Below are 22,759 nucleotides of genomic sequence, written 5' to 3'. Positions count from 1 at the left end.
GCCCGGCCCGACCGGGCGCCGCCAGGGCCTCCGGCCCGACGGTGGCCGATTCTCGCCGCTGCCCCGCACGGCTCGGGAGCGGTCCGGGTGCGGTCAGGCCTCGTGCGGGCCGGCGGCCAGGAGGACCACGCCGTCGTCGTCGGCGTGGACGAGGTCGCCGGGGCGGAAGGTGACCCCGCCGATGACGACGGGCTCGTCGACGGCGCCCGCGCCCGTCTTGCCGCTCTTGCGCGGGACCGTGCCCAGCGCGAGGATCCCGAGGTCCAACCCGCCGAGCGCCACGCTGTCGCGCACGGCGCCGTTGACGATCATCCCGGCCCAGCCGTTGGCGTGCGCCGCTCCGGCGATGAGGTCGCCGGTGAGGGCGGTGCGCAGTGATCCGCCGCCGTCCACGACGAGGACCGCACCGTCGCCGGGCGTGTCGACCAGTTCGCGCACGAGGGCGTTGTCCTCGTGGCAGGTGACCGTGCGCACCGGCCCGGCGAAGAGCCCACGGCCGCCGAACCGGCGGAACTGCGTGGCACAGACGGCGAGGAACTCGCCGTGCTCGTCGTACAGGTCGGAGGTGGGGACGGGGGTGACGCTCATGTCGCTCTGGACTCCTCGCGGGTCGTACGTCGCGCCGTGCGGGGCCCAGCGTAGGCGGCGGCCGGAGGGGCGTCAGCGCCGGGAGTGCCCGAAGAGGATCCGGTAGGCGACGAGCAGCACGAACGAGCCCGCGATGGCGGAGCCCCAGGTGGCCGCGTCGAAGAACTCGTTCTGGATCGGCCGGTCAAGGAACCTCGCGGAGAGCCAGCCGCCGGTGAAGGCGCCCGCGATGCCGATGAGGGTGGTGATGACGAGGCCGCCGGGGTCGCGTCCTGGCAGCAGCAGCTTGGCGATGCCTCCGGCGAGCAGCCCCAGGATGATCCAGCCGACGATGCCCATGGTCGTTCACTCCGCTCCGGTCGCGCGATGACGCGTGTGTACGCGTTCTCACGAGGGAGGACGCCCCGCAGCCCGAAACGGTTCTCCGCGGGTCAGCCGCGCCGCACCCGGGCCGCGCACGCGACGGTGACGACGGCGGCCGCCATGGCGCCCAGCGTCATGAGGCCGCCGCGGGAGCGGTAGGAGAGGACGGAGAAGGTCGAGCACGCGGAGAGCGCCGATCCGGCGCTGAGCCAGGATCCCGACGAGCCCAGTGACAGGGCCGAGCCGATCGACGCGGCCGAGAGCGCCGAGCCGATCGAGGCGACCGACAGCACGCTGCCGACGGAGCCGATGGAGAGCACCGAGTTCACCGAACCGATGGACAGCACCGAGTCCTTGGACCACAGGGAGAGGAACGACCGCTCGATCATGCCGGTCATGCTGCCACATGCCGGCTCGGCAGGGCGGTGGGCGCGGAAGCCTGATCGCCCGGCGTCGTCCTGGTGAGCAGCATCACCCCGCGGCCCGCCGCGAAGGCGCCGGCCACGGCGAGGACGATGCCCGCGGCTCCGCCGTGGAGGCGCTCGCCGAGCAGGACCATGCCGATCGCGGCGGCCGCGAGCGGGTTGGCGAGGTTGACCACGGCCAGGGGCGCCCCGAGCCCGCCCCGGTAGGCGCGTTGGGACAGCAGCATCCCGCCGACCGCGAACACCACGACGAGCAGGGCGACCGCGATCACCCGGACGCTGAACAGGGCTCCCCCGCGGCCTCCCGCGACGGTGACCGTCTGGGTCAGGGCCGAGGCGGCTGCGGAGGCCAGCCCGGACGCCGTCGCGTGCCGCAGGCCCGAGCGCACGTCGCCGCGGACCGTCAGGAGCATGATCACGGCGGCGGTGGCGCCCGATACGGCCAGTGCCTCGGTCAGGGTGAGGGTGTCGTCGGGGGCCGGTCCGGAGGCCGGGAGGAGCAGCAGGCCGAGTCCCGCGACGGTGGCGAGGGTGCCCCGCCATTCGGTGGCCGCGACCCGCCGGCCGGCGCCGCGCGCCCCGAGCGGTACGGCGGCGACGAGGGTGAGGGCGCCGAGCGGCTGGACGAGGGTCAGCGGCCCGTACCGCAGCGCGGCGGCGTGCAGCAGCGCCGCGGCGGCGTTGAGTCCGGCCGACCACCACCAGGCGCCGTTGCCGAGGAGCGCGCCGGCGCTGCGGGCGACGGCGGCGCGGGCGAGGCGTTCCTGGGCGACCGCGGCCGCCGCGTAGGTCACGGCGGAGGCCAGGCAGAGCGCGACGGCGAGGGCGGTGGCGTTCATCGCCCGGCTCCCGCGGTCGCGGGGACGTTCACGGCCGGGTCCCCGTCCGCGCGGGCGGGGAGGTCCGGGCCGGCGGCTGCCCGGACTCCCGCCGCGGGGCTCCGGACGGGTCGCGGTACCGACGGGCCCACCGACGGCGGGGCCGCTTCCGGCGCCGGCTCCCTCTCGGCCCGGGCGTGCGGCTCGGGGACCGGTCGCGGGACGACCAGCAGCGCGGCCCCCAGCAGCAGGGTGGCGACGATCGCGTCGAGCCAGTAGTGGTTGGCCGTCCCGACGACCACGAGCAGGGTGGCCAGGGGGTGCAACAGCCACAGGATCCGCCACCGCGACCGGGTGGCGGCGATCATCCCGAGGGCGAGCATCAGCGCCCAGCCGAAGTGCAGTGAGGGCATGGCCGCGAACTGGTTGGCCATGGTGTCGGCGGCGGGCGCGGCCCGGTAGACGGTGGGCCCGTACACCTGCCCGGTGTCCACGAGGTGCGCGGCGTCGAGCATCCGCGGCGGCGCCAACGGGAAGCTCAGGTGGATCGCGAGGGCGGCCCCGGTGAGGACCGCGAGCACTCGGCGGGTCCACAGGTAGTGGCCGGGGCGGCGGAGGTAGAGCCAGCCGAGGAAGAGCGCGGTCGCCGGGAAGTGCACGGCGGCGTAGTAGGTGTTCGCGACGTGTATCAGGGATTCGCCGTGCAGGAGCAGCCGCTGTATCGCGCCCTCGCCGGGCAGGTGCAGGGCGCGTTCGGCGTCCCAGATCCACGTGGCGTTGCGGAAGGCCTCGTCCGTGCGGCCCGTCGAGAGCGTCCGGCCCGCCTTGTAGACGGCGAAGAGGCCCGCGACGAGCAGCAGCTCGCGTACGAGTCGGCGTCGTGCCGCTCTCGGACCTGCCGGTGGTGGGTCCGCGGGTGTGGTGTGGGAGGTCATCCCCCGGTCTCGCTTCCTGTCCTCGGCGCACGGCTGGGTTCGGGGCTCGTCCGGTCGGGGCCTCGCCGTACATCGACACGCCAGTGTATCGATACATTCGCGTATCGATACGCCGGTGTACCGATACGCCCGCGTAGCCGTACACTCGAACCACGCCGGACGGCAGAGCGAGCCGCCTGGGCCCGCAGCACGCCGCCGAGGAGGGCCGCATCCATGACGTCGACCCCGTCGACCACCGCGCGTCGTTCCAAGATCAGCCCGGAGCGGGTGCAGGAGTTCTACGACGCCGTGCTGGAGCAGTTGCGCGAGCACGGATACGAGGCCCTGACCATGGAGGGCGTCGCCGCGCGGGCCTGCTGTGGGAAGTCCACGCTCTACCGGCAGTGGAAGACCAAGCCGCGGCTCGTCGCCGCCGCGCTGCGCGCGAACCGGCAGGGCACCCTGGCGGCCGTGGACACCGGGACCCTCGCGGGCGACCTGCGCGAGGCCGCCCGGATCGCGGCCGGCACCTCCGGCCGGGACACCAGGCTCTCCCAGGCGCTCGGCCACGCCGTGCTCGGCGACGAGGAACTCCAGGCCGCGCTGCGCGAGGCCCTGGTGGAACCCGAACTCGCTGCGTTCGACGCGATGGTGGCGCGGGCGGTGGCGCGGGGCGAGGTCACCGCGAACCATCCGGCCGTGGAATTCCTGCCGGCGCAGCTGATGGGCGTCTTGCGGATCCGGCCGGTGCTGGAGGGGCGGTACGCCGACGCGGACTATCTGGTGCGCTTCGTGGACGCGTCCCTGCTGCCCGCGCTCGGCATCACCCCCGCCGACATGGCGACCGCGCCCGGCACCACCCCCTGAGACAGGCGGGCCGCCGTCCCCGATGACCGGGCGGCGACCCGCCCGCGCTGCCACGTGGGGACGGCGGCAGCGCGCCGGCCGGACCGGGCGGCGGGCACTCGCACGACGAGTGACCGCCGCCCGGTCTGAACGGCCGCGTCACGTCAGGAGCCGGCAGCGCCCATGATGCGGGTGTACTCCTCCGGCTCGGTGTCGAACCCCCGCTCCCGCGCGTTCAGCGACCAGCCGCCCGAGGCGTCCCGGACGAACTCCGCGACCGTGGCCGCGGTGGATCCGGCGACACCCTCGAAGTCGGACTCGGCGAGATCCGTGTAGCCCTCGCGGATCCGCAGTCCGGTACCGGCCACGGAGGCGAAGGTCTTCGTGCGGGCGCCCTGCGGGCCGGGGTCCTGGATCACCACCCCGACCACCACCCGGACCAACTCCGTCGACATGCGGTTCAGTTCGACGGTCATCACCTCGTCGAAGCCGAAGCCCTGCCCGGTCTCGCTGTCCCGGTCGAGGGTGATGGTGCCGTCGGGTGCGCGGCTGCCGAAGTGGACGAGGTAGACGGGGTCGCCGTACGGAGCCGCCGCCCCGTAGACCGCGGCCAGTATGTCGAGGTCGTGCGCGGGCGCACCGGTCGGGCTGGGGTCCCACCGCAACGCGATCTCCACCTTGGCCAGGCTCTTGCGTATTCCGCTCATCGAACTCCCCCTCCGCGCACCGGGCATTGCCCGGCCATGCTGTCACGCGACCGCGATCACCGTGTCGACGACCGAACGTTCCAGGCCAGTCGGGATCCGCCGCCACCGGGCGGTCGGGGCGGCCGGTCGGCCCCCGCCGCCCGTGCCGGCTCGCTACCAGTCCCCGTCCTGTACCGGCTTGCCCGGGCGGGGGGCGTTGCCCAGGGGACGGGTCTGGGACGGGGTCGGGGCAACCCACGGGGTGTGGTCGTCGCCGATCCAGTCGCCGACGGGCCTGACCGCGCCGAGGGCGTCGGTGGCCGGGAGGTCGGTGCCGCTCTCGTCGTAGTAGTCGAACCACGGCAGCCCGGCCCTGGTGTAGGCGGCCCGGTCGACCGGCGAGGGCGGGGCGGGCTCCCCGGTGATGCGCCGCCACTCGGGCGGGGTCACCAGGTGGACGAAGACGCGCGCGGCCGGCTCCTCGGCCCAGTCCGACAGGGGCCGCGTGTCCTCGTACACCTCCTGGCGCATGGAACCGCCCACCCCCAGGCCCATCGCGGGCGCCGACCGCGCCGGGGCCGCGGCGCGGGCGGCCATGGGCGCGCTTCCCGGGGCCGCCGGCGCGCCCGGAGCGCCCGCGTACCCGCCGAAGGAGGGCGGCATCGGCGGCGGAACGAGCCGGGCCCGCTCCTGCTCGCGCCAGCGCCGCAACGGATCGGGGCGGAGCGGGAACGCCTGGAGCTGCACACCGCCCGTGGTCTCCTCGCCGGTGACCTGCCCCTCGACCGTGGCGCCGAGGCCGAGCGGCACGGCGACGAACTGACGCACCGCCCCCTTGCCCGAGTTGATCCCGTCCAGCCACGGCTGGCGCGGGAGCAGGACGTAGTTCTGCGGGCGGCGCGCGAGCCGTCCCGTCCAGCGCTCGCCCGAGACGGCGCAGACCTTGCCGACGCCGACCTGGAGCGCCGCGGGCTCCCGGGTTCCCGCGAAGCTCAGCCACATCGCCTCGCGCAGGTGGACGGGCAGCATCACGCCGCCCTTGGCAAGCCACTCGGGCGGAACCGTGTCCGGGTGATCCTCGACCCGTCGCAGCGGGAACTCGCCGAGGCCCGGGGGGAGCCCGTGGGTACCCGACTCCGGGAGGCGCAGGGTTCGGATGAACCTGATCTGAGCGCCGTCGCCGAGCTGCAGCGCGTTCCCGTTGATCCTTGCCGAACCGTTCGCCACGCCGATCCCCCTTGTCCGGCTACGCCCCGGATCGACCGGTAAATCTTTGGCCGAACCGGATTGTTACCCTCAAGTTTTCCTCAGATGTAGTGACGGTGTGCCCGCCACCTTCCTAGCTTCCTCATACACGTGCGCGACGACCCCGCGGTTCCGCGCGTGCCCGGACCCTTACCGGCTCCGCTCCCCCCACCACCCCGTACCGACCCGGTACTCCGCACGACACATTTCGCCCCCGTTCCCGCGTGATCCGCGTTCCCGAGGAAAGAGTGCAGCATGAAGGTTCCCAAGGCCGGTGCGGTCGCCGCAGTGATCGCCCTCGCCGTCACCGCCTCCGGGTGTGGCGGTGACGACCCCAAGGAGCCCATCGGGATCGGGATCAAGTTCGACCAGCCCGGGATCGGCATGCGCGAGCCCGACGGCACCTTCACCGGTTTCGACGTCGACGTCGCCACGTACATAGCGAAGGAGCTCGGCTACAAGCCGAGCGAGATCGAGTTCAAGCAGGTCTTCAGCTCCGACCGGGAACTGCTGATCCAGTACAACGAGGTCCAGTTCGTCGCCGCGAGCTACTCGATCAGCGACAAGCGCAAGGAGAAGGTCGACTTCGCCGGCCCGTACTTCATCGCGCACCAGGACCTGATGGTCCGGGCCGACGACAACAGCATCACCAAGGCCGAGGACCTGAACTCCAAGAAGCTCTGTTCGGTCAGCGGCTCGACCTCCGCCGAGAACGTCAAGAAGAACCTCGCCCCGAAGGCGAGCCTGCTGGAACTCGGCAGCTACTCGGAGTGCGTCGTCGCCCTCCAGGCGCGCGAGGCCGACGCCATGACCACCGACAACTCCATCCTGGCCGGGTACGGGGCCCGGAAGGAGTACGCGGGCAAGTTCAAGCTGATCGGGTTGAACCTCAGCAACGAGAACTACGGCATCGGTATCAAGAAGGGCAACGCGGACCTCCAGCGCAAGATCAACAGCGCGCTGACGAAGATGGTCTCGGACGGCTCCTGGGACGCGGCCGTGAAGAAGAACTTCGGCCCCGCGAACTACAAGAACGAGCCCGCACCGCGGGTCACCTCGGGCAACTGACACGCGTCGGCGCCGGGCGGGACCCCGGCGCCGAAGCGCGTGGCCGACGCGGGGCCGGGCCGGCCCGAGCCGCCCCCGGCGGGCCGGGAACCGGGGGACGGCGCTCCCGCGCGTCGGGGCCGGGCGCTCCCGTGCCTCAGACCACCGGGGCCTTGCCGCGCAGCACGGTCAGGAACTCCCTCATCCAGGCCGAGTGGTCCGGCCAGGCGCGGGCCGACACCAGGGTGCCGTCCACCACCGCCTCGGAGTCCTCGAAGTGCGCGCCCGCCGCCTTCATGTCGATTTCCAGGGCCGGGTACGCGGTGACCCGGCGGCCCTCCAGGGTCCCGGCGGCGGCGGTGATCAGGGGGCCGTGGCAGATCTGCGCGATCGGCTTGTCCGCCTCGGCGAAGGCGGCCAGGATCCGTCGCACCTCGGGATCGTTGCGCAGGTACTCGGGCGCCCGCCCGCCCGGGACGACGACGGCCTCGTAGTCCTCCGTCACCACGTCGGCGAAGGCGATGTCGGCGGGCCAGGTGTAGCCGGGCTTCTCGGTGTAGGTGTCGAACCCGTCCTCGAAGTCGTGCACCACGAAACGGAGTTTCTTGACCTCCGGGGCCGCGATGTGGACCTCGTAGCCCTCCTCGCGCAGTCGCTGGTACGGGTAGAGGACCTCCAGCGACTCCGCGGCGTCGCCGGTGACGATGAGGATCTTCGTTGGCATGGGCTGCTCCCGGTGGGGATTTCGCACGGTTCGGGCCCTCGCTACCGTGCCCCTGCCCCACCGCGGACAAACACAGGATCCGCACGCCGGACACATCCTTTTTACCTGTTGGGCGCATGACAATGTCAGCCTCGCTCTGCCACCTGACACCCCGCCAACCGCCTTGGCGGGGACGGTGCGTGATGGAGAGGCATCCCCCACGTCATGAGAATCTCCCGACTCGCCCCCTGTGCGGCCGGCCTCGCGGCCGCCTCGCTGGTCCTCATACCGGCCACCGCTTCGGCCGGCTCGCAGCGGACGGCGGCCCCCCACGCCGACGCGCCCGCCGCGGTCGGCGCCGCCGCGGCCTACGACGACTACTACGCCCCGGCGCAGGGCAAGACCGGCGCCGCGCTGAAGACCGCGCTCCACGGCATCATCAAGACCCAGACCAAGGTGTCGTACGACGGTGTGTGGAACGCCCTGAAGGTCACCGACCAGGACCCCGCCAACCCGAACAACGTCATCCTCGTCTACTCGGGCCGCTCGCAGTCCAAGACCTCCAACGGGGGCGGCGCCAACGACTGGAACCGCGAGCACGTCTGGGCCAAGAGCCACGGCGATTTCGGCACCGCGACCGGCCCCGGCACGGACCTGCACCACCTGCGTCCCGAGGACGTGACGGTCAACAGCACCCGCGGCAACAAGGACTTCGACAAGGGGGGCAGCCCGGTCTCCGAGGCCTCCGGCAGCTTCACGGACTCCGACTCCTTCGAGCCGCGCGACGCGGTCAAGGGCGACGTGGCCCGGATGCTGCTCTACATGGCCGTGCGCTACGACGGCGAGGACGGCTTCGCGAACCTCGAACTCAACGACAAGGTCAACAACGGCTCCGCCCCGTCGATGGGCCGGATCAGCGTGCTGAAGGAGTGGAGCCGGCTCGACCCGCCGGACGCCTTCGAGCAGCGCCGCAACCAGGTCATCTTCGACACGTACCAGCACAACCGGAACCCGTTCATCGACCACCCGGAGTGGGTCGACTCCATCTGGTGACCGATCCCGGCAACCATGACGCCCTCCGGGGGTTGACGCCCGTCAGGCCGGGTATTCGCAGGCCACAGGCTGCGTTCCGCGCCCGACGGCGGCAGCCGACGGAGGTACGTCGTCATGAGTGGAGCCGGACTTTCCGATCACGAACAGCGCGCCCTCTCCGAGATCGAGGCCCAACTCAAGGGTGATCGGTCGCTGAACCGTCGACTGCGCTCCGCGAGCCTGAGGCAGCGGATCGTGGCCGCCTGCGGGCTGGGCGCGCTGACCGTGGCCCTCCTCGTCGCGGCGGCCATCACCGTGGCACAGCCGCTGATCTGGTCCTTCGCGGCCGCCTGGATACTCACCGTGGTCATGTCGCTGCCGCTGATCGGCCAGTGGGCCCGGCGGCGGTGGCAGCTGCGCGACCACTCGCCCCGGCGCGAGCCCCAGGACCCGCAGAGCCGCTCGGGCCCGGTCCACTGACCACCGGGTTCACTGACCGCCGGGTCCACCGACCGCCGGGTTCACTGGCTGCCGAGGGCCATCCACTTCTCCGGGTGGTCCAGGGGCGCGAAGCCGACCTTCGCGTAGACCTCGTGGGCATCCGCCGTGGCCAGCAGGATCCGCCGCAGGCCGTACGGCTCCAGGTGGTCCCGGACCGCGGCGGCCAGGGCGGTGCCCAGGCCCTTGCCCCGGGCGTCCGGGGCGATGTAGACGTCGCACAGCCAGCCGAAGGTGGCCCGGTCGGTGACCACGCGCGCGTAGCCGAGCTGAGCGTCCGAGGCGCTGTCGTACACGCCGAAGTTGAGTGAGCCGGCGATGGCCGCGTCGTGCTTCTCGCGGCTGCGGCCGAGCGCCCAGTAGGAGTCCTCGGACAGCCAGCGGTGGATGAGCGCGGCGTCGAGCCGGGCCGGGTCGGTGGATATCTCGAAGCCGCTCGCGAGCGCGTGGGTCGTGGTCCGGAGTTCGTCGTTCATGGACCGATCCAATCAACGCGGACCGGCGTTGGCCAACGGGTTCAGCGCAGCCCGTCGGCGAGCGAGCGGAACGCGGCCCAGTCGAGGCCCGGGGTCCGGGAGTCCCAGAGCTTCTGCGACACGGCGGCCAGCGGGAGCCGGATGCCGTCGGCCACCTGTGCCTGGGTCTGGGACCCGGCCAGGTCGGCCCAGACGGCGAGCCGGCCGCCGAGGATCTGGTCGTCGTACGAGGCGGGGACGGGCGTCGTGCCGCGCAGGACCAGCGGGGTCCACTGTTCGTAGATCCGCCGGCCGGTGGGGTAGGCGAAGTCGTTCGGCTGGCCCAGGACGTAGTACAGGTACTCGTCGTTGAGGTTGACGACCTTGCGGCCCTCCCGGAGGTACGCGAGGGGAGGTCGGGCGCCGAGCTCCTTGCCCGTCCAGTACTCGACCTGGAGGTCCTTGGCCGCGGGTACCACTCCCCCGGCGAAGAAGCCGTCGTTCCAGGCCTTGAGCGTCTTGCCCGAGGGGCGTACGACGGCGGCCCGGTCGTTGAGCCAGCCCGCGGCCAGGTCCTGCACCCGCGCGGACGGCCCGTACCGCTGACGGGCGGCGGCGGCGAGCTGGGGGAAGGAGGCCTGCGGGTCCTTGACCACGAGGGCCTGGTACTCGTCGGCGCCCAGGTGCCAGGCGCCGCCGGGGAAGAGGGGGATGTACTCGCGCAGGAGCTCGTCCACGAGCTTCGCCGACGCCGGGTTCGATATGTCCACGGCGCCCTTGACCGGGCGGCCCCGCACGTCGCGCAGCTGAAGGTCCGGGTGGGCGCGCAGTACGGCGCCGAGGTGTCCGGGCGAGTCGATCTCGGGGACGACGGTGATGTGCAGGCGGGCGGCGAGCGCGGTGATCCGGCGTACGTCGGCCTTCGTGAGGTGCGGGGTGGACACGATCTCCGGGTGGGATGTCGACTCGATCCGGAAGGCCTGGTCGTCGGAGAAGTGCAGACCGAGTTGGTTGAGCTTGAGGTCTCCCATCTCGCGCAGCCGGTCCTCGATCCAGTCGGGGGTGAAGTTCTTGCGCGCGATGTCGAGGTTGAGGCCGCGCTGCGGCTTGGCGGGGGCGTCGCGCACCGTGCCCTCGGGGGCCTTGCCGGCCGTGCGTATCTCCTGTTTCAGGGTGCGCGTGCCGTAGAAGACGCCGGCCTCGTCGGGCCCGGTGATGCGTACCCGGCCGTCCCCGACGGTGAGGGTGTACGACTCGGGCGCTCCGGAGTTCTTCGCGCCCAGCGCGAGTTCCACGTCGCCGGGGCGCGGGGCGGCCGTCTGCGCGAAGCCCATCTTGAGTTCGCCGGCGAGCAGCCGGCCCTCGTCGGACAGGGCCGCCGCGTCGGCGGGCGGTACGACGACCCGGGCGGCCGGCGCGGGCTTCCAGCCGGGGCCGCGGGCGGGCGCGTGTTCCCGGACCGCGGGGATGGTGCGGGGTGCCGTGGACAGCGGGTACGACGGCGTGGGGCTCGGTTCGGGGGCGGGTGGCGCCGACGGGGGCGGGGCGCCGGGTGTGGTGCCGGTGACCGGTGGGGTCTGCGCCCCGCGGGCGCTGTCGGAGCCGGCCGAGCATCCGGGCAGGACCAGCGAGACCACGGCGGCGACCGTTGCCGTCGCGATGGCCCGACCTTTCCTGTGCCTCGTCGTTTGACTCATCATGCGCTCGTGTCCCCCGTACCCAACCTGGCACGGGGGACACGGGCTCGCGACCCGGGAGGGCTCAGACCAGCGCGGCGAGGGTTTCCAGCGCGGCGACGGCGAAGCCGTGGTCCTGCTCGGGGGCCCCGCCGCCGACGCCGATGGCGCCGATCAGCCGGCCGTCGCGGTGGACCGGCAGGCCTCCCGCGATGAACAGCAGCGGCCGGTCGAGTGCGGTCGGCAGGGTGTGGAAGGGGGCACCGGGCCGGACGGCCTCGACGAGGTCGGCGGTCGGGGCGTTCAGTTGGAGGGCGGTGTACGCCTTGCGGGTGCTGGTCTCGCCGGAGATCAGGACGGCCCGGTCGTCGCGGCGGAAGGCCAGCGGGTGCCCGCCGGCGTCGAGAACGGTGACGCTGACGGTGACCCCGGCCTCCTCGGCCGCGGCGCGGGCGGCGCCGAGCAGCAGTTCGGCGTCCTCGGTGGTCAGCGGGGCGACGGCGGTACGGGTGGCGGTGGTGGTGCCGGACATGGGGTGCTCCCGGGTTGTCGGTGATCGGTGGGTGTCGGTGATCGGTGTGTGGGGACTCGGGGTGTCGGGGGAAGGGCGGGTCAGTGGTGTGCGGGGACGGCCGTCCCGGGGGTCGCGGTGGCGACGACCCGGCTGCCGGCCGCGCGGGCGGTCGTACGGCGTTCCAGCGCGCCGGAGACGACGGCGAGGACGAGCGCGGAGGCGGCGAGGGTGGCGCCGACCCAGTTCGGGGCGGTCCAGCCGAGGCCGGCGGCGAGGACGAGCCCGCCGAGCCAGGCGGCGAGGGCGTTGCCGAGGTTGAAGGCGCCGATGTTGACGGCGGAGGCCAGGGTGGGGGCGCCGGCGGCCTGGTCGAGGACGCGCTTTTGCAGCGGGGGCACGGTGGCGAAGCCGAGGGCGCCGATCAGGACGATGGTGACGGCGGCGCCGAACCTGTTGTGGGCGGTGACGGTGAACACGGCCAGCACCACGGCGAGCGCGCCCAGGGACACGTACAGCATCGGCATGAGGGCCCGGTCGGCGAACTTTCCGCCGATGAGGTTGCCCGCGACCATGCCGAGGCCGAAGAGGACGAGCAGCCAGGTCACGGAGGTGTCGGCGAATCCGGCGACGTTGGTCATCATCGGGGTGATGTAGGTGATGGCGGCGAAGACCCCGCCGAAGCCGAGCACGGTCATGGCCATCGCCAGGAGCACCTGCACGTTGCGGAAGGCGGCCAGCTCGTGGCGGATCCGGACGCCCTCGGGGCGGGGCAGTTCGGGGACCAGTTTGGCGATGCCGAGCAGACCGAGCACGCCGAGGCCGGCGACGAGCAGGAAGGTGACGCGCCAGCCGAGGGTCTGGCCGACGAGGGTGCCGAGCGGCACGCCGACCACGTTGGCGACGGTGAGGCCGGTGAACATCATGGCGATGGCGCCGGCCTTCTTCTCCGGGGCGACGAGACCGGCGGCGACCACCGAGCCGATCCCGAAGAAGGCGCCGTGGGCGAGTGAGGCGACGACGCGGCCGGCGAGCATGACGCCGAAGGCCGGGGCGAGGGCGGAGATGACGTTGCCGACGACGAACAGGCCCATGAGCAGCATCAGCATGCGCTTGCGGGGGATGCGGGTGCCGAGGATGGTCATCAGCGGGGCGCCGAGGACGACACCGAGCGCGTAGCCGGTGACCAGGAAGCCCGCGGTGGGGATCGAGACGCCGTAGTCGCCGGCGACCTCGGGGAGCAGGCCCATGATCACGAATTCGGTGGTGCCGATCCCGAAGGCGCCGATGGCGAGTGCCAGGAGTGCGAGAGGCATGAGGGGGTGCCCTTCAGGGGGAGGTTGCCTGTACTGCCGCTTCACTTGCTGTCGCGGCTTACGTGCGTCCACATTAATTGCAGACGCGGGATATTTGCAAGCGCGGGCTATTGCAGCCGTGTCCTATCCTGGGGGGATACGCTTCGAAGGAGGAGCCCGCCCATGACCGCAACGGACAGCGCACTCACCGCCCTCTCCCAGGGCTGGTGCGCCCTCTCCCTCCTCCACGGCCGGATCGAGGCCCACATCGAACGCGCCCTCCAGGCGGGCCACGAACTGAGCGTGCGGGAGTACTCGCTGCTGGACGTGCTCAGCCGCCAGCACAGCGGTCCGGGCGGACACCTGCGGATGCACCAGGTGGCCGACTCGGTCGTGCTCAGCCAGAGCGCGACGACCCGGCTGGTCAGCCGGCTGGAGGACCGCGGACTGCTGAACCGCTACATCTGCGACACCGACCGCCGGGGCATCTACACCGACGTGAGCGAAGCCGGCCTGAGCCTGCTGACGGCGGCCCGACCGACGAACGACACCGCCCTGCGTGAGGCCCTCGACGAGGCCGCGCGCAACCCGGAACTCGCCCCGCTGGTCGCGGCGGTGGAGAACATCCGCACGGTCTCCGCGTAACGCCCGGACGTGACAAGACCCGGGAGAGACGGCCCATGCCGTCTCTCCCGGGTCTTGTCGTTCAGGGCCTAGCCGCCCCGGTTCGGGCTGGCCGAGGGGAAGGGGGCGGACGGGGACGGGGCGGACGGGGACGCGGACGGCCGGGGCGCCGAGGCCGAACGGGACGGGGGCCTCGGGGACCCCGTCGGGCTGCTCGGTTTCGCCCTGGGGGCTCCCGACCGGCTCGCGGCGGGGGACGGGGGTCGCGACGCGGGGGGCTCCACGGTGCCGCCGGCGGGATCGGGCGTCCGGGGCGGGGCGGGGCTGGGCGAGTGCTGCGACGGGGACGGGGACGGGGTGAACTCGGGCGGCGCGGCCGGCGGGACCGGGCGCGGCGGCGCGGTGTCGGGGGTGAGCAGGACGTACGCGGTCACCGCCGCTGCGGCTGCCGCCAGGCCGGCCAGGGACCACGACAGCCGTCGCAGCCACAGCGCGGTCGGCGCGAGCCGTCGCAGGTGGGGGCCCGGAGGGGCGGCGGGGCTCAGTGCCACGACGGTCACCTCGTCCGCCCGCGCGGCCAGGGCCTGCCGCAGCCGCCGCTCGACCTGGCGTTCGTCGGCGTCGTACGTCATACCCGTCCCTCCAGAATCCGTTCCAGCGCGTCCAGGGCGCGGCTCGCGTTCGATTTGACTGCGCCCCGGCTGATCCCGAGGGTGCCGGCGATCTCCGCCTCGCTGAGGTCCTCCCAGTAGCGCAGTACCAGGACCTGCCGCCGCCGTGGGGTCAACCGCCCGAGTGCGGCCAGTACCTCGCGGTGCGACTCGTCGAGGACGACGGCCGCCTCTGCGGACGGCATGTCGGCCGTCACGGGTGGGTTCCAGGCGCGGGCGGTGCGTCGGCGGCGCAGTACGGAGCGGGAGGTGTTCACGACGGCGGTGCGCAGGTAACCGAGCGCGTTGTCCACCTCCTTGATCTCCTCCCCGTGCCGCCGGTAGAGGGCGGTGAAGGCGTCCTGCACCACGTCCTCGGCGGTGGCCAGGTCGTCGACGAGGAGCACCGCGAGGCGGACCATGCGCAGCCGGTGCGCGTGGTACAGCTCGCTGACGGTCGGCGGGTTCGGGGCGTCGCCGTACCCGGTGGTGTCCCGGGCGTCGGTGTACGCGTACCCGCGCCCGGGCGCCTCGGGGGCGGGCCGGTCGCGGCGGAGCAACAACGCCCACAGGCCCCGCCACGCCCGGCCGAAGCCGGGCGTGAGGGGGCCGACGGTTGGTGCGAGGTGGAGCACGGAGGTCCTCAGTTGGCGGCGCGGCGCCGTACGGCGTACAGGGCGCCGGCTCCGGCGGCCATGAGGCCGACGGCCCCGGCGCCCAGCGCCACGTTGGTCGAAGAGGAGCCAGTATGCGCGAGTTCGGCCCCGTCGGGCGAGGTCGAGGAACCGGGGGCGGCCGGGGCGGCGCTCGGCGTGGCGGTGGGCGGGGTCCCGCCCGGGCTCGCCGGGCGGGAGCTCGGCTTGGCGCTCGACGGAACGGAGGGCGAGACGGAGGGCTGCGGGGCACCCGGGACGGACGGCGACGCGCTCGGGGCGGTGCTGGGCCGGACGGTGGGCCGGGCGCTCGTCGAGGGGGTCGGCGACGCGGACGGTATCGCGCTGGCGGACGGTGCCGGGGCGGCGCTCGACCCGCCCTGAGCGGCGAAGGCCGGCCCGCCCAGGGCGATGGCCACCCCGGCGGCGACCGCGGTGACGGTCGCCGCCCGGCGGGCGGACAGGGTGACGCGCTTCAGGTTCTTCACGGTGGTACTCCACGCTCGTGCGGTCGGGACGAGGACGTGGAACCACGCCCTTCACCCCCGCACGACGCGCGACCGACCCGGAGGTTGCCGCCGTTTCCGAGAAACTTTTCCGCGTGCGCCGTGAGGTGTTCGCCGTCCGCCGGTTCCGGGGCCCGCCGTCAGGCTCCGCCGGGCGGTCCCGGAGGCCAGGGGACGTCGGCCAACAGCGGCAGCAGCACCTCCTCTTCGTGGTCGAGGTGCGCGTTCAGCGCGTCCGACATGTTCCGCAGCTCGCCGCGGAACCGCTCCGGTTCGGCGACGCCGAGATCGCCCAACAGGGCGACCAGCGCGCCCTGGAGAAGCGCGACCGTACGGTGCTCCGCGCGGAGCCGGTCGAACACGTCGGACAGGGCGGGATGGTGGACGGCCATCCCGGGGAAGAGGTGCGCGTCCTCGGCGGTGTGGTGGAACTCCAGGGACCGGCAGAAGGCCAGGCAGCGCTGTCGGATCTGGAGCCCGAGCGACGGCGGCGGCGGATCCCCGGGACCCGAGTGCGCGGCCCGTGCCTCGAAGTGGGCCTCGACCTCGGCGCCGACGTGCCGGAGCTGCGCCCGCAGCCAGGTGTGCGTCTCCAGCAGTTTGTCGGCCAGGGTGGCGATCTCGCGCGGCGCCGCCCAGCCGTCGGGTTCGGGGCGCCGCAGCTCGACGACGGGCAGGATCCGGGTGGTGCGGGCCTGGTAGTCGGCGTACCCGGGGGACCTGCTCTCCACGTACGCGAACAGTTCCGCGCGCCGGGGCTCTTCGGCGGGGACGGCGAGGGCCTCGAAGGTCTCGGTCCCGAGCTCCACACGGACCACGGGGTGGGCGAGCAGGTTGTGGTACCAGTCGGGGTGGCGGGGGCCGCCCAGGTCGGAGGCGACGAGCAACAGGGCGTCGTCGTGGCGGACGTATCCGAGCGGGGTGGTCCGCGCCGTCCCGGTGCGGGCGCCGGTGGTGGTCAGCAGCAGCAGGTCCGCCCCTTCGAAGGGGCCACCGACCTTGCCGTGGCGGGCGCGGAACTCCTCGATGACGGATCGGTTGAACGGTGTGGGCATGCGGTGTCTGTCTCCGGAACGTGGTGGAGGCGCGCACGGCGACGCGGGAGGAGCGTGAGCGGTGCGCGGCGCGTACGGCGTGAAGTGCGTGGCGGGAGGCCGGCCACGTGGTGCGGCTCGCGGGGCGGGACGCGAGGGAGGAACGACCGCCTCGGGCTGCTCGGCGTCAGATGCGGAGCGCGGAGTGCGAACTCATGGAGTGTCCCCTGAGTGAAGGGTGTTCGCCCGACTGCCGGCCGGCCCACTGCTCTTGGCCGGCGTCACGCGACACCGGCCCCCATTACACGCACGCGGCGCGCGTCTGTCAACGCCGAAGATCGTTTCCGAAAGCCACGCTCGCCGGGTTCGGCGCAGTGCCTCGACCCGAGGGGCGACGCCGGTTCAGCCGGCGGGTACCAGGACGACGGCCGTGCCGTACGCGCACACCTCGGTGCCGACGTCGGCGGCCTCGGTCACGTCGAACCGCATCATCAGGACCGCGTTGCCGCCCCGCGCCTTCGCCTGTTCGATGAGCCGCTCCATCGCCTGGTTCCGGGTCTCCACCAGGGTCTTGGTCAGCCCCTTCAGCTCGCCCCCGATCATGGACTTCAGGCCCGCGCCGATCTGGCTGCCCAGGTGTCGGGAGCGCACCGTGAGGCCGAAGACCTCGCCGATGACCCGCTCCACCCGGTAACCGGGGACGTCGTTGGTCGTCACCACCATGACACCGGTCTGCTCGGCGCCGGGGCCGCCGCCGTAGTCTTCGATTCCCATGCGTCCCACTCTGGATCCGCGGGCCGTGCCGCGCATCCCGGCGGCCGTCGGGCGGGCCGGCGCGTCCAGCGGTCGCCCGGCAGCGGAAACCTTCCCGAGGCGACCCCGTGGAAGGACAGTCCCTCCCCCGTGGACGTGCCGTTCGCGGGGGCTCGATGGCGTGCGTCTTCGACACGCCCTGGTACGTGGTCGTGCGCACCGCGGGCAGCAGATGGACCGCGTCGTGGGCCTCGGTCGCGTAGTGGGGCGGCCCGCGTCAGGCGTCGGGCCTGTTCGGCGTTGTGCGGGACGCGGGCCGGGCCGGATCCGGGGGGAAGGCGTAGGCCGTCGGCAGGGCGCCGGGGCCCGTGCCGGACGTGAAGGAGATCGTGCGGTGGGCGCGGGCGCGGGGTCGCGCCCGTACACGTCTCGCCGCCGGTGGGCACTCCGACGCGGCCCGGACGACACATTGGGCATTTCGGGCTAAACGGCGGTGCGCCGCCGGAGCCCGGGGGCGCCGCGTGGTCATAGTCGTCCCTGGCAGCCGCCAGGTTGCCGCCCGGTCCGCCCGTCGCGGTCGGGCGGATGTCTTTGCAGAGGAGCCGGCTCATGCTGAAGCCCACCAGGACCATCCTCGCTCTCGCCACCGGAGGCCTGGTGCTCGGCCTGGTCGGCGCGGGCACCGCCATCGCCGACGAGGGCCCGATGGACGACATGTCGGGACACGAGAAGGTCATCCTCGACGGTCACGACGACTACGACGACGGTGACTACGACCGGCCGCGCCACGCCTGGGGCAAGGTCGTCTCGCACGGCCCGCTGAAGGTCCGCAGCAAGCCGAGCACCCGCGCGTACGTCCTGGGCAAGGTCCAGCCGCACCAGAAGCTCGCCCTGGAGTGCAAGACCCGCGGCGAGCGGGTCGACGGCAACAACATCTGGTACCTGCTGGCCGAGCGGGACCGTGAGAACGGCAACGACGGCATGAACGGGGACGAGGACCGCACGGAGCGCATGAACCACAAGGACCGCAAGGACCGTTGGGTCTCCGCCCGCTACGTCGACAACCTCTCCCCCGTGAAGTGGTGCCGCAACTGATCGGTGACGTCCACGTCCTGACGGCCGAGGGTCCGGCCCCTGCTCACGGGGGCCGGACCCTCGGCCGTCGTACGGGCGGTCGCGGTCAGTCCGCCGGGCGCACGCTGCGCGGTCCCGCGCAGCGCGCGCCGTACGCCTCGACGCGCGAGCGCAGTTCCCGGTCGGCCGTGACCACGACGCGGTCGCGCCCCGCGTGGGCCGCGACGAGTTCCACGATCCGGTCGTCGCCGCTCCCGGGCGCGGAGTCCACGCGCACCCCGGACACGGACCCGACGCCCCGGGCGGCGCCTTCGACGACCAGGACGATCTCCTCGCCGGCGTCCCGTTGCGCGAGCCGGTCCCGCAGCCGCTCGGCGGCGCCCCGGCGGTCGCGCCACCAGCCGTCGGGGACGGACCCGACGACGTTCGCGCCGTCGACGATCAACAAGGTCCCGGTCGGGTTCACGATGGCGACCCTCCTTTGGGCTCTGTCGTCAAAGTTTCGCCTGGCCCGCGGCGCCACTTCGACGCCAGGGCCTAGAAGTCGCCGTAGTTGACCTGCCAGGTGGGCAGGCCCATCCGACGCCAGACCGCGACCACCCGGTCCCGGTCGTCCAGCGAGACGCGTACCGCGTAGCGGTGGCGCACGTGCGCGTCGAACAGCTCGGCCTTCACGACGTCGTCGCGGCGTGTGTCGCCCGCCGCGCGCATCCACAGCTCGTCGTACGGCACCTGGTGACGCCGCAGCCAGGACTCCGTCTGCGGGCGGTGTTCCTCGCCGCGTCCGGACAGCAGCACGATGACGTCCCCGTGGGCCCGCCGGAAGGCGTCGAGGGCGCCCCGCACGGAGTCGTTGAGCCGGTCGAGTTCGCAGCGCGTGAAGTCGTAGGGCCCCCGATCACCGATCAGGGCGAGCGTGCCGTCTATGTCGCACATCACCGCGGAGGGCAGCTCCGGGTCGGCCACGTACGGCTCGACGGGAGGCTGGTCGTTGAGCCACTCGGCGGTGAGCCTCCAGCCGCCCTTGCGGGACTTGGCGTGCTTGTCGGCCAGGATCCGGATGATCTCCTCGCCGACCTGCCGCTCGCGGGCCGCGTCCCGACGCAGGCACTCCTCCAGTGGCACGTCGGTGAAGTCGTGCACGACGAAGGTGGCACGGCCCCCGACGGCGGCCTTGAGGCGCTTGGGGATGTTCGGCGTGAGGTGGGTGTTGTCCACGACCACGTCGAAGCCCCCCTCGACCGCCGCGCGAAGCGCCGCGTCCTGGATCTCCAGGACGGTCTGCTCGTGCTTGTACGAGTGGCCGCGGCCGTGGTCGTGCCCGTCGAGCATGCCCCGGAGGTCGTCCAGGTTGACGCGTCGCATCCGGCCACCGGACTCCGCTTGCAGGGCGCGCGCGGCGGTGGTCTTGCCGGAGGCGGGCAGTCCCGTCATGACGTGGACGACGGGCAGGGGACGCAGGGGCGGCGCGTCGGCGGCCGGGGGTTCGCTCACCGCCGTGCCGGACCCGACGTCCGACGGCACACCGGCCGAGGGCCGGTTGGCCGGGGGCCCGGTGACGGAGGGACGCGCGGCCGACGAAGGGGTCGCCGACGACGCGGTGGCCGCACGCGCGGCGACCGGGGTGACCGGCTTGCCCGCCGCGGCCGACCTGGCCTGCGCGGGTACGGTCACCGCGGGCACGGCCCGCGCTCCGTCGCCGGGCCGGGGTGCGCTCTCCTCGTCCGTCAGGAAGGGAACGGAGGTGTCCGGGCGCAGGGAACGCCAGGTGACGAGTTCCGTCGACCTCCCGTCGAGCCGCAGGAACATGGTGGAGCGCAGGATGCCGGCCGGCAGTTGCTTGGCGGCGCGCGCGAAGGCGCCCCGGTCGGCCGTCAGGTGGGCGAGGCTCGCGAAGGCCTCGTCGATGGAACGCTCGCGCTCGGCGGCGGCCTCCTCCAGCCGGTCGATCACCTTGCGGACCCAGGCGTCGAACTCGTCCGGGACCTGCGCGAGCAGCGCGTCGAGCGGCTTCCCGCCCCAGGCCTGGAGGTCCGCGACGGTGCACTGCAGTCCCTGGGCCAGCTCCTTCGCGGACAGGCCGGCGAAGCGCTGGACGCCGTGGCTGCGCCAGATGTCCCGCTCGTTGACACCGGTGAGCACCCTGTGGAGGCGCACGTACTCGGCGATCTTGGCCTTGGCCCGGATGCCCGACGCGAAGCGCAGCACGTATCCCTCGGCGTCGGTGCCGGTGGACGTGCCGCCTCCGAGCAGCGTGTTGGCCTCGGTCAGTGCGACGAGTTCGGCGAGGGGCATGGCGGGCCACACCTTGACGACGGCGCCGACGGTCCCCCAGTGCGCCTTGGCCTCGGCGAGGGGCACCTCGGTGCCGTCCGCGCCGAACGCGGCGAGGAGCACGAGGTCGCGGCGCTCGCCGTAGTCGACGACGATCCGGTTCTGCGGGTACAGGATCTCGGCGAGGTAGGTCACGCCCGGCACGAGCGCCGAGGTGTCCAGGCCGTCGAGCCGGCGCTGCGCCCAGGTCGCCTGGTTGCTGATGAAGGAACCCTTGGACGCGACCCGCCAGCGGTCTGCGTAGTGGAAGACCACGGCCAGGCTGCCGTCGACCTTGTCGTAGACCTCGAACGGCTCGTCGGGCAGCGCGGGGGCGTACGGTTGGCCGGACTCGTGCTCGCCGACGTTGAAGAACTTCGGCAGCGGCAGGGCGACGATCCGCCCGGTGGTGTCGTCGACGACGAGACCGCGGCAACGCCTGGTGACCTGGTTCCAGACCTGCTCGTACTGCGCGGTGCGCGTGTACGTGTAGATGGACAGCGGCAGTTCGGGGTGCGACTTGCGCGTCACGTACCCGGCGTCGATGGCCGCCGCGAGATCCTGGGCGGGCAGCAGTGCGTGAAGAGTCAGGTGGTCCTGGCTCATGGGGTTCCTCCCGGTTCGAGATGCCGCATTCTCTCGCGCCGGGTACCTGCGCGGTAGTCAATTACGGCCGGATACCGGGGCTGATCAGGGATTCCCCGGTGGCGGGCCGGTTCCGCCCGCTATCGCGAGATGCAGAGTTCGTTGCCCTGCGGGTCGAGGAGGGTGGTCCAGACGCTCGGCCCCTGGCGGCCTTCGTGGAGGCGCTTGGCGCCCTTGGCGACGAGACGCTCGACCACGGCCTCGTGGTCGGGTCCGGTGCGCACGTCCAGGTGGACGCGGTTCTTGACCGTCTTGGCCTCGGGTACGCGCTGGAAGAGGATCCGGGGTGCGACCTCCAGCCCGTCCGGGTGGCGGATCCCGGCCCCCGCCTTCCAGACGAGGACGCCGCGGTGGGTGGTGGTGTCGTCGTCGGTGGCGTGTCCGGCCTCGATCATGCTGCGGATGAACGCCTCGTCGCTGGGCTCCACTTCCCATCCGAGGGCGTCGGCCCACCAGTCGGCGAGCGGGTGCGGGTCGGTCGAGTCGACGGTCACCTGGAACGTGTAGGCCATGCAGGGACCCTACTGAGCGGCGCGCGGGCGCGCCACAGGAACGTGACCCGCGTCGTTTCGCCTCGGCCGCCCCGGCGATCGGTACCGTTTCCGGCACGTGTTCGGGCTTCGTCCGCCGGACGTCATCGGCCACTGCGCCTCATGGGGGCATCGGATGGGATCCGACCACGCGGGGAACGACCGGGGCGGGATCCTGCGGGCGCTCGCCGACCGGCTGTTCCCGCCGACGGGCGGCGGGGCCGTCCGGCCGCACGGGCTGGTGCCGCCGCTGCTCGTCGTGCTGACCTTCGTGAGCGGTCTGGTGGACGCCGTGAGCTACCTCGGCCTCGACCACGTGTTCGTCGCCAACATGACGGGGAACGTGGCCCTGCTCGGTTTCGCCCTGGCCGGTGACCGGGAGCTGTCCGGCGCCGCGTCGATCCTGGCCCTCGCCGCGTTCCTGCTGGGAGCGTGGGCCGCCGGCCGGTTGCGCCGGTCCGGGGCCGGGAGCGGTAAGGGACTGTTCGGTCCGCTGGTGGCGGTACAGGCGGTGTTGGTGGCGGGGGCGCTGGCCGTGTCGGTGACCGGCGGTGGGCAACTGCCGCTGGTCGGACTGCTCGCGCTCGGCATGGGCCTGCAGAACGCCGTCGTCCACCGGCTGGCCGTCCCCGATCTCACCACCACGGTGGTCACCCGCACGCTGACCGGGCTGGCGGTCGACCCCTGGGGGCCGCCGTCGGTGCGGCGGGTGGTCTCGGTGGTGGCGTTGCTCTGCGGGGCGCTGTGCGGCGGGCTGCTCACCTTGAACCACGGCTCGCGGTGGGCGCTGCTGGCGGCGCTCGTCCTGCTGGCGTGGGTGGCCGCGCTGGGCCTGCGCGGCGCCGGTCCCGGTCCGGAGCCCGCCGGGCCGTAGC

The 22,759-nt window shown here is 73.0% G+C and carries 27 protein-coding genes; 7 read left to right on the top strand and 20 right to left on the bottom strand.

Features of this window, described 5'->3' with window-relative positions; all coding sequences use genetic code 11:
- Positions 1-93: 93 nt before the first annotated feature.
- The 5 genes from rraA to ACQEVM_RS13220 form a co-directional block, all read right to left on the bottom strand.
- Positions 94-588: a ribonuclease E activity regulator RraA gene (gene rraA / locus ACQEVM_RS13240; protein ID WP_433078196.1), complete on the bottom strand. Its 495-nt coding sequence runs from the start codon at positions 586-588 to the stop codon at positions 94-96.
- A gap of 72 nt (positions 589-660) precedes the next feature.
- The gene (locus ACQEVM_RS13235) at positions 661-927 is read right to left on the bottom strand and encodes a GlsB/YeaQ/YmgE family stress response membrane protein (protein ID WP_351377628.1); all 267 of its coding nucleotides are present in this window, start codon (positions 925-927) and stop codon (positions 661-663) included.
- Positions 928-1,019: 92 nt separating this feature from the next.
- Positions 1,020-1,349, bottom strand: coding sequence for a hypothetical protein (locus tag ACQEVM_RS13230; RefSeq protein ID WP_433078194.1), 330 nt, complete (start codon positions 1,347-1,349; stop codon positions 1,020-1,022).
- Positions 1,346-2,215 (bottom strand): hypothetical protein, encoded by an 870-nt coding sequence (locus ACQEVM_RS13225; protein WP_433078192.1) that lies wholly within the window; start codon positions 2,213-2,215, stop codon positions 1,346-1,348. The genes ACQEVM_RS13230 and ACQEVM_RS13225 overlap by 4 nt, the downstream gene beginning before the upstream one ends.
- Entirely contained in the window at positions 2,212-3,129 is a 918-nt protein-coding gene (locus ACQEVM_RS13220) for a phosphatase PAP2 family protein (RefSeq protein ID WP_433078191.1), read from the bottom strand. The genes ACQEVM_RS13225 and ACQEVM_RS13220 overlap by 4 nt, the downstream gene beginning before the upstream one ends.
- 213 nt (positions 3,130-3,342) lie before the next feature.
- Here ACQEVM_RS13220 and ACQEVM_RS13215 point away from each other — a divergent pair, with 213 nt between their 5' ends.
- Positions 3,343-3,975, top strand: a complete 633-nt coding sequence (locus ACQEVM_RS13215; protein ID WP_433078189.1) for a TetR/AcrR family transcriptional regulator — start codon at positions 3,343-3,345, stop codon at positions 3,973-3,975.
- A 143-nt stretch (positions 3,976-4,118) separates the two neighbouring features.
- On the opposite strand, the gene ACQEVM_RS13210 is transcribed toward ACQEVM_RS13215, so the two are convergent.
- Both ACQEVM_RS13210 and ACQEVM_RS13205 read right to left on the bottom strand, forming a co-directional pair.
- Positions 4,119-4,661 carry a TerD family protein gene (locus ACQEVM_RS13210; protein WP_433078187.1) on the bottom strand — a complete coding sequence of 181 codons (543 nt, stop codon included), beginning with the start codon at positions 4,659-4,661 and terminating at the stop codon, positions 4,119-4,121.
- Positions 4,662-4,814: 153 nt separating this feature from the next.
- Positions 4,815-5,867 carry a hypothetical protein gene (locus ACQEVM_RS13205; protein ID WP_433078185.1) on the bottom strand — a complete coding sequence of 351 codons (1,053 nt, stop codon included), beginning with the start codon at positions 5,865-5,867 and terminating at the stop codon, positions 4,815-4,817.
- A gap of 273 nt (positions 5,868-6,140) precedes the next feature.
- Between ACQEVM_RS13205 and ACQEVM_RS13200 the strand changes: the two genes are divergently transcribed.
- Entirely contained in the window at positions 6,141-6,953 is an 813-nt protein-coding gene (locus ACQEVM_RS13200) for a glutamate ABC transporter substrate-binding protein (RefSeq protein ID WP_433078183.1), read from the top strand.
- A 136-nt stretch (positions 6,954-7,089) separates the two neighbouring features.
- On the opposite strand, the gene ACQEVM_RS13195 is transcribed toward ACQEVM_RS13200, so the two are convergent.
- Positions 7,090-7,656 (bottom strand): DJ-1/PfpI family protein, encoded by a 567-nt coding sequence (locus ACQEVM_RS13195; RefSeq protein ID WP_433078181.1) that lies wholly within the window; start codon positions 7,654-7,656, stop codon positions 7,090-7,092.
- A gap of 204 nt (positions 7,657-7,860) precedes the next feature.
- Here ACQEVM_RS13195 and ACQEVM_RS13190 point away from each other — a divergent pair, with 204 nt between their 5' ends.
- Positions 7,861-8,688, top strand: coding sequence for an endonuclease I family protein (locus ACQEVM_RS13190; RefSeq protein WP_433078179.1), 828 nt, complete (start codon positions 7,861-7,863; stop codon positions 8,686-8,688).
- A 114-nt stretch (positions 8,689-8,802) separates the two neighbouring features.
- The gene (locus ACQEVM_RS13185) at positions 8,803-9,147 is read left to right on the top strand and encodes a DUF3040 domain-containing protein (RefSeq protein WP_433078177.1); all 345 of its coding nucleotides are present in this window, start codon (positions 8,803-8,805) and stop codon (positions 9,145-9,147) included.
- Between the two features lie 41 nt (positions 9,148-9,188).
- Here the strand turns inward: ACQEVM_RS13185 and ACQEVM_RS13180 are convergent, their stop codons facing one another.
- The 4 genes from ACQEVM_RS13180 to ACQEVM_RS13165 all read right to left on the bottom strand — a co-directional run bounded on the left by ACQEVM_RS13180 (position 9,189) and on the right by ACQEVM_RS13165 (position 13,123).
- A complete protein-coding gene (locus tag ACQEVM_RS13180; protein WP_433078175.1) occupies positions 9,189-9,641 on the bottom strand; it encodes a GNAT family N-acetyltransferase in 453 nt (150 codons plus the stop codon).
- Positions 9,642-9,682: 41 nt separating this feature from the next.
- A complete protein-coding gene (locus ACQEVM_RS13175; RefSeq protein ID WP_433078173.1) occupies positions 9,683-11,320 on the bottom strand; it encodes a beta-N-acetylhexosaminidase in 1,638 nt (545 codons plus the stop codon).
- 61 nt (positions 11,321-11,381) lie between these two features.
- On the bottom strand, positions 11,382-11,828 hold the full coding sequence (locus ACQEVM_RS13170; protein ID WP_351381589.1) for a GlcG/HbpS family heme-binding protein: 447 nt from the start codon (positions 11,826-11,828) through the stop codon (positions 11,382-11,384).
- A gap of 80 nt (positions 11,829-11,908) precedes the next feature.
- Positions 11,909-13,123 carry an MFS transporter gene (locus ACQEVM_RS13165; protein ID WP_433078170.1) on the bottom strand — a complete coding sequence of 405 codons (1,215 nt, stop codon included), beginning with the start codon at positions 13,121-13,123 and terminating at the stop codon, positions 11,909-11,911.
- Positions 13,124-13,285: 162 nt separating this feature from the next.
- On the opposite strand from ACQEVM_RS13165, the gene ACQEVM_RS13160 reads away from it, so the two are divergent.
- Positions 13,286-13,747 carry a MarR family winged helix-turn-helix transcriptional regulator gene (locus ACQEVM_RS13160; RefSeq protein WP_267829014.1) on the top strand — a complete coding sequence of 154 codons (462 nt, stop codon included), beginning with the start codon at positions 13,286-13,288 and terminating at the stop codon, positions 13,745-13,747.
- A gap of 68 nt (positions 13,748-13,815) precedes the next feature.
- Here ACQEVM_RS13160 and ACQEVM_RS13155 read toward each other — a convergent pair whose 3' ends face one another.
- The 5 genes from ACQEVM_RS13155 to ACQEVM_RS13135 all read right to left on the bottom strand — a co-directional run bounded on the left by ACQEVM_RS13155 (position 13,816) and on the right by ACQEVM_RS13135 (position 17,343).
- Entirely contained in the window at positions 13,816-14,358 is a 543-nt protein-coding gene (locus ACQEVM_RS13155; RefSeq protein WP_433078167.1) for a hypothetical protein, read from the bottom strand.
- Positions 14,355-15,011: an RNA polymerase sigma factor gene (locus ACQEVM_RS13150; protein WP_433078165.1), complete on the bottom strand. Its 657-nt coding sequence runs from the start codon at positions 15,009-15,011 to the stop codon at positions 14,355-14,357. The genes ACQEVM_RS13155 and ACQEVM_RS13150 overlap by 4 nt, the downstream gene beginning before the upstream one ends.
- Positions 15,012-15,019: 8 nt before the next feature.
- Positions 15,020-15,517 carry an LPXTG cell wall anchor domain-containing protein gene (locus ACQEVM_RS13145; protein WP_433078163.1) on the bottom strand — a complete coding sequence of 166 codons (498 nt, stop codon included), beginning with the start codon at positions 15,515-15,517 and terminating at the stop codon, positions 15,020-15,022.
- 158 nt (positions 15,518-15,675) lie between these two features.
- A complete protein-coding gene (locus tag ACQEVM_RS13140; RefSeq protein ID WP_433078161.1) occupies positions 15,676-16,590 on the bottom strand; it encodes a nitroreductase/quinone reductase family protein in 915 nt (304 codons plus the stop codon).
- A gap of 381 nt (positions 16,591-16,971) precedes the next feature.
- Positions 16,972-17,343: a YbjQ family protein gene (locus ACQEVM_RS13135; protein ID WP_267826701.1), complete on the bottom strand. Its 372-nt coding sequence runs from the start codon at positions 17,341-17,343 to the stop codon at positions 16,972-16,974.
- A 588-nt stretch (positions 17,344-17,931) separates the two neighbouring features.
- Between ACQEVM_RS13135 and ACQEVM_RS13130 the strand changes: the two genes are divergently transcribed.
- The gene (locus ACQEVM_RS13130; RefSeq protein WP_433078159.1) at positions 17,932-18,417 is read left to right on the top strand and encodes a hypothetical protein; all 486 of its coding nucleotides are present in this window, start codon (positions 17,932-17,934) and stop codon (positions 18,415-18,417) included.
- Positions 18,418-18,502: 85 nt separating this feature from the next.
- Here the strand turns inward: ACQEVM_RS13130 and ACQEVM_RS13125 are convergent, their stop codons facing one another.
- The 3 genes from ACQEVM_RS13125 to ACQEVM_RS13115 form a co-directional block, all read right to left on the bottom strand.
- The gene (locus tag ACQEVM_RS13125) at positions 18,503-18,862 is read right to left on the bottom strand and encodes an NTP pyrophosphohydrolase (protein WP_433078157.1); all 360 of its coding nucleotides are present in this window, start codon (positions 18,860-18,862) and stop codon (positions 18,503-18,505) included.
- Positions 18,863-18,933: 71 nt separating this feature from the next.
- On the bottom strand, positions 18,934-21,315 hold the full coding sequence (locus ACQEVM_RS13120; protein ID WP_433078155.1) for an AAA family ATPase: 2,382 nt from the start codon (positions 21,313-21,315) through the stop codon (positions 18,934-18,936).
- A gap of 119 nt (positions 21,316-21,434) precedes the next feature.
- On the bottom strand, positions 21,435-21,866 hold the full coding sequence (locus ACQEVM_RS13115; RefSeq protein ID WP_433078153.1) for a VOC family protein: 432 nt from the start codon (positions 21,864-21,866) through the stop codon (positions 21,435-21,437).
- A gap of 154 nt (positions 21,867-22,020) precedes the next feature.
- Between ACQEVM_RS13115 and ACQEVM_RS13110 the strand changes: the two genes are divergently transcribed.
- Positions 22,021-22,758 (top strand): DUF1275 family protein, encoded by a 738-nt coding sequence (locus tag ACQEVM_RS13110; RefSeq protein WP_433078151.1) that lies wholly within the window; start codon positions 22,021-22,023, stop codon positions 22,756-22,758.
- Position 22,759 lies beyond the last annotated feature (1 nt).

The sequence above is a fragment of the Streptomyces sp. CA-243310 genome, assembly GCF_050936775.1.
In the GTDB taxonomy this organism is placed as follows: Bacteria; Actinomycetota; Actinomycetes; order Streptomycetales; family Streptomycetaceae; genus Streptomyces.
This window is presented reverse-complemented; position numbering and strand designations above follow the sequence as displayed.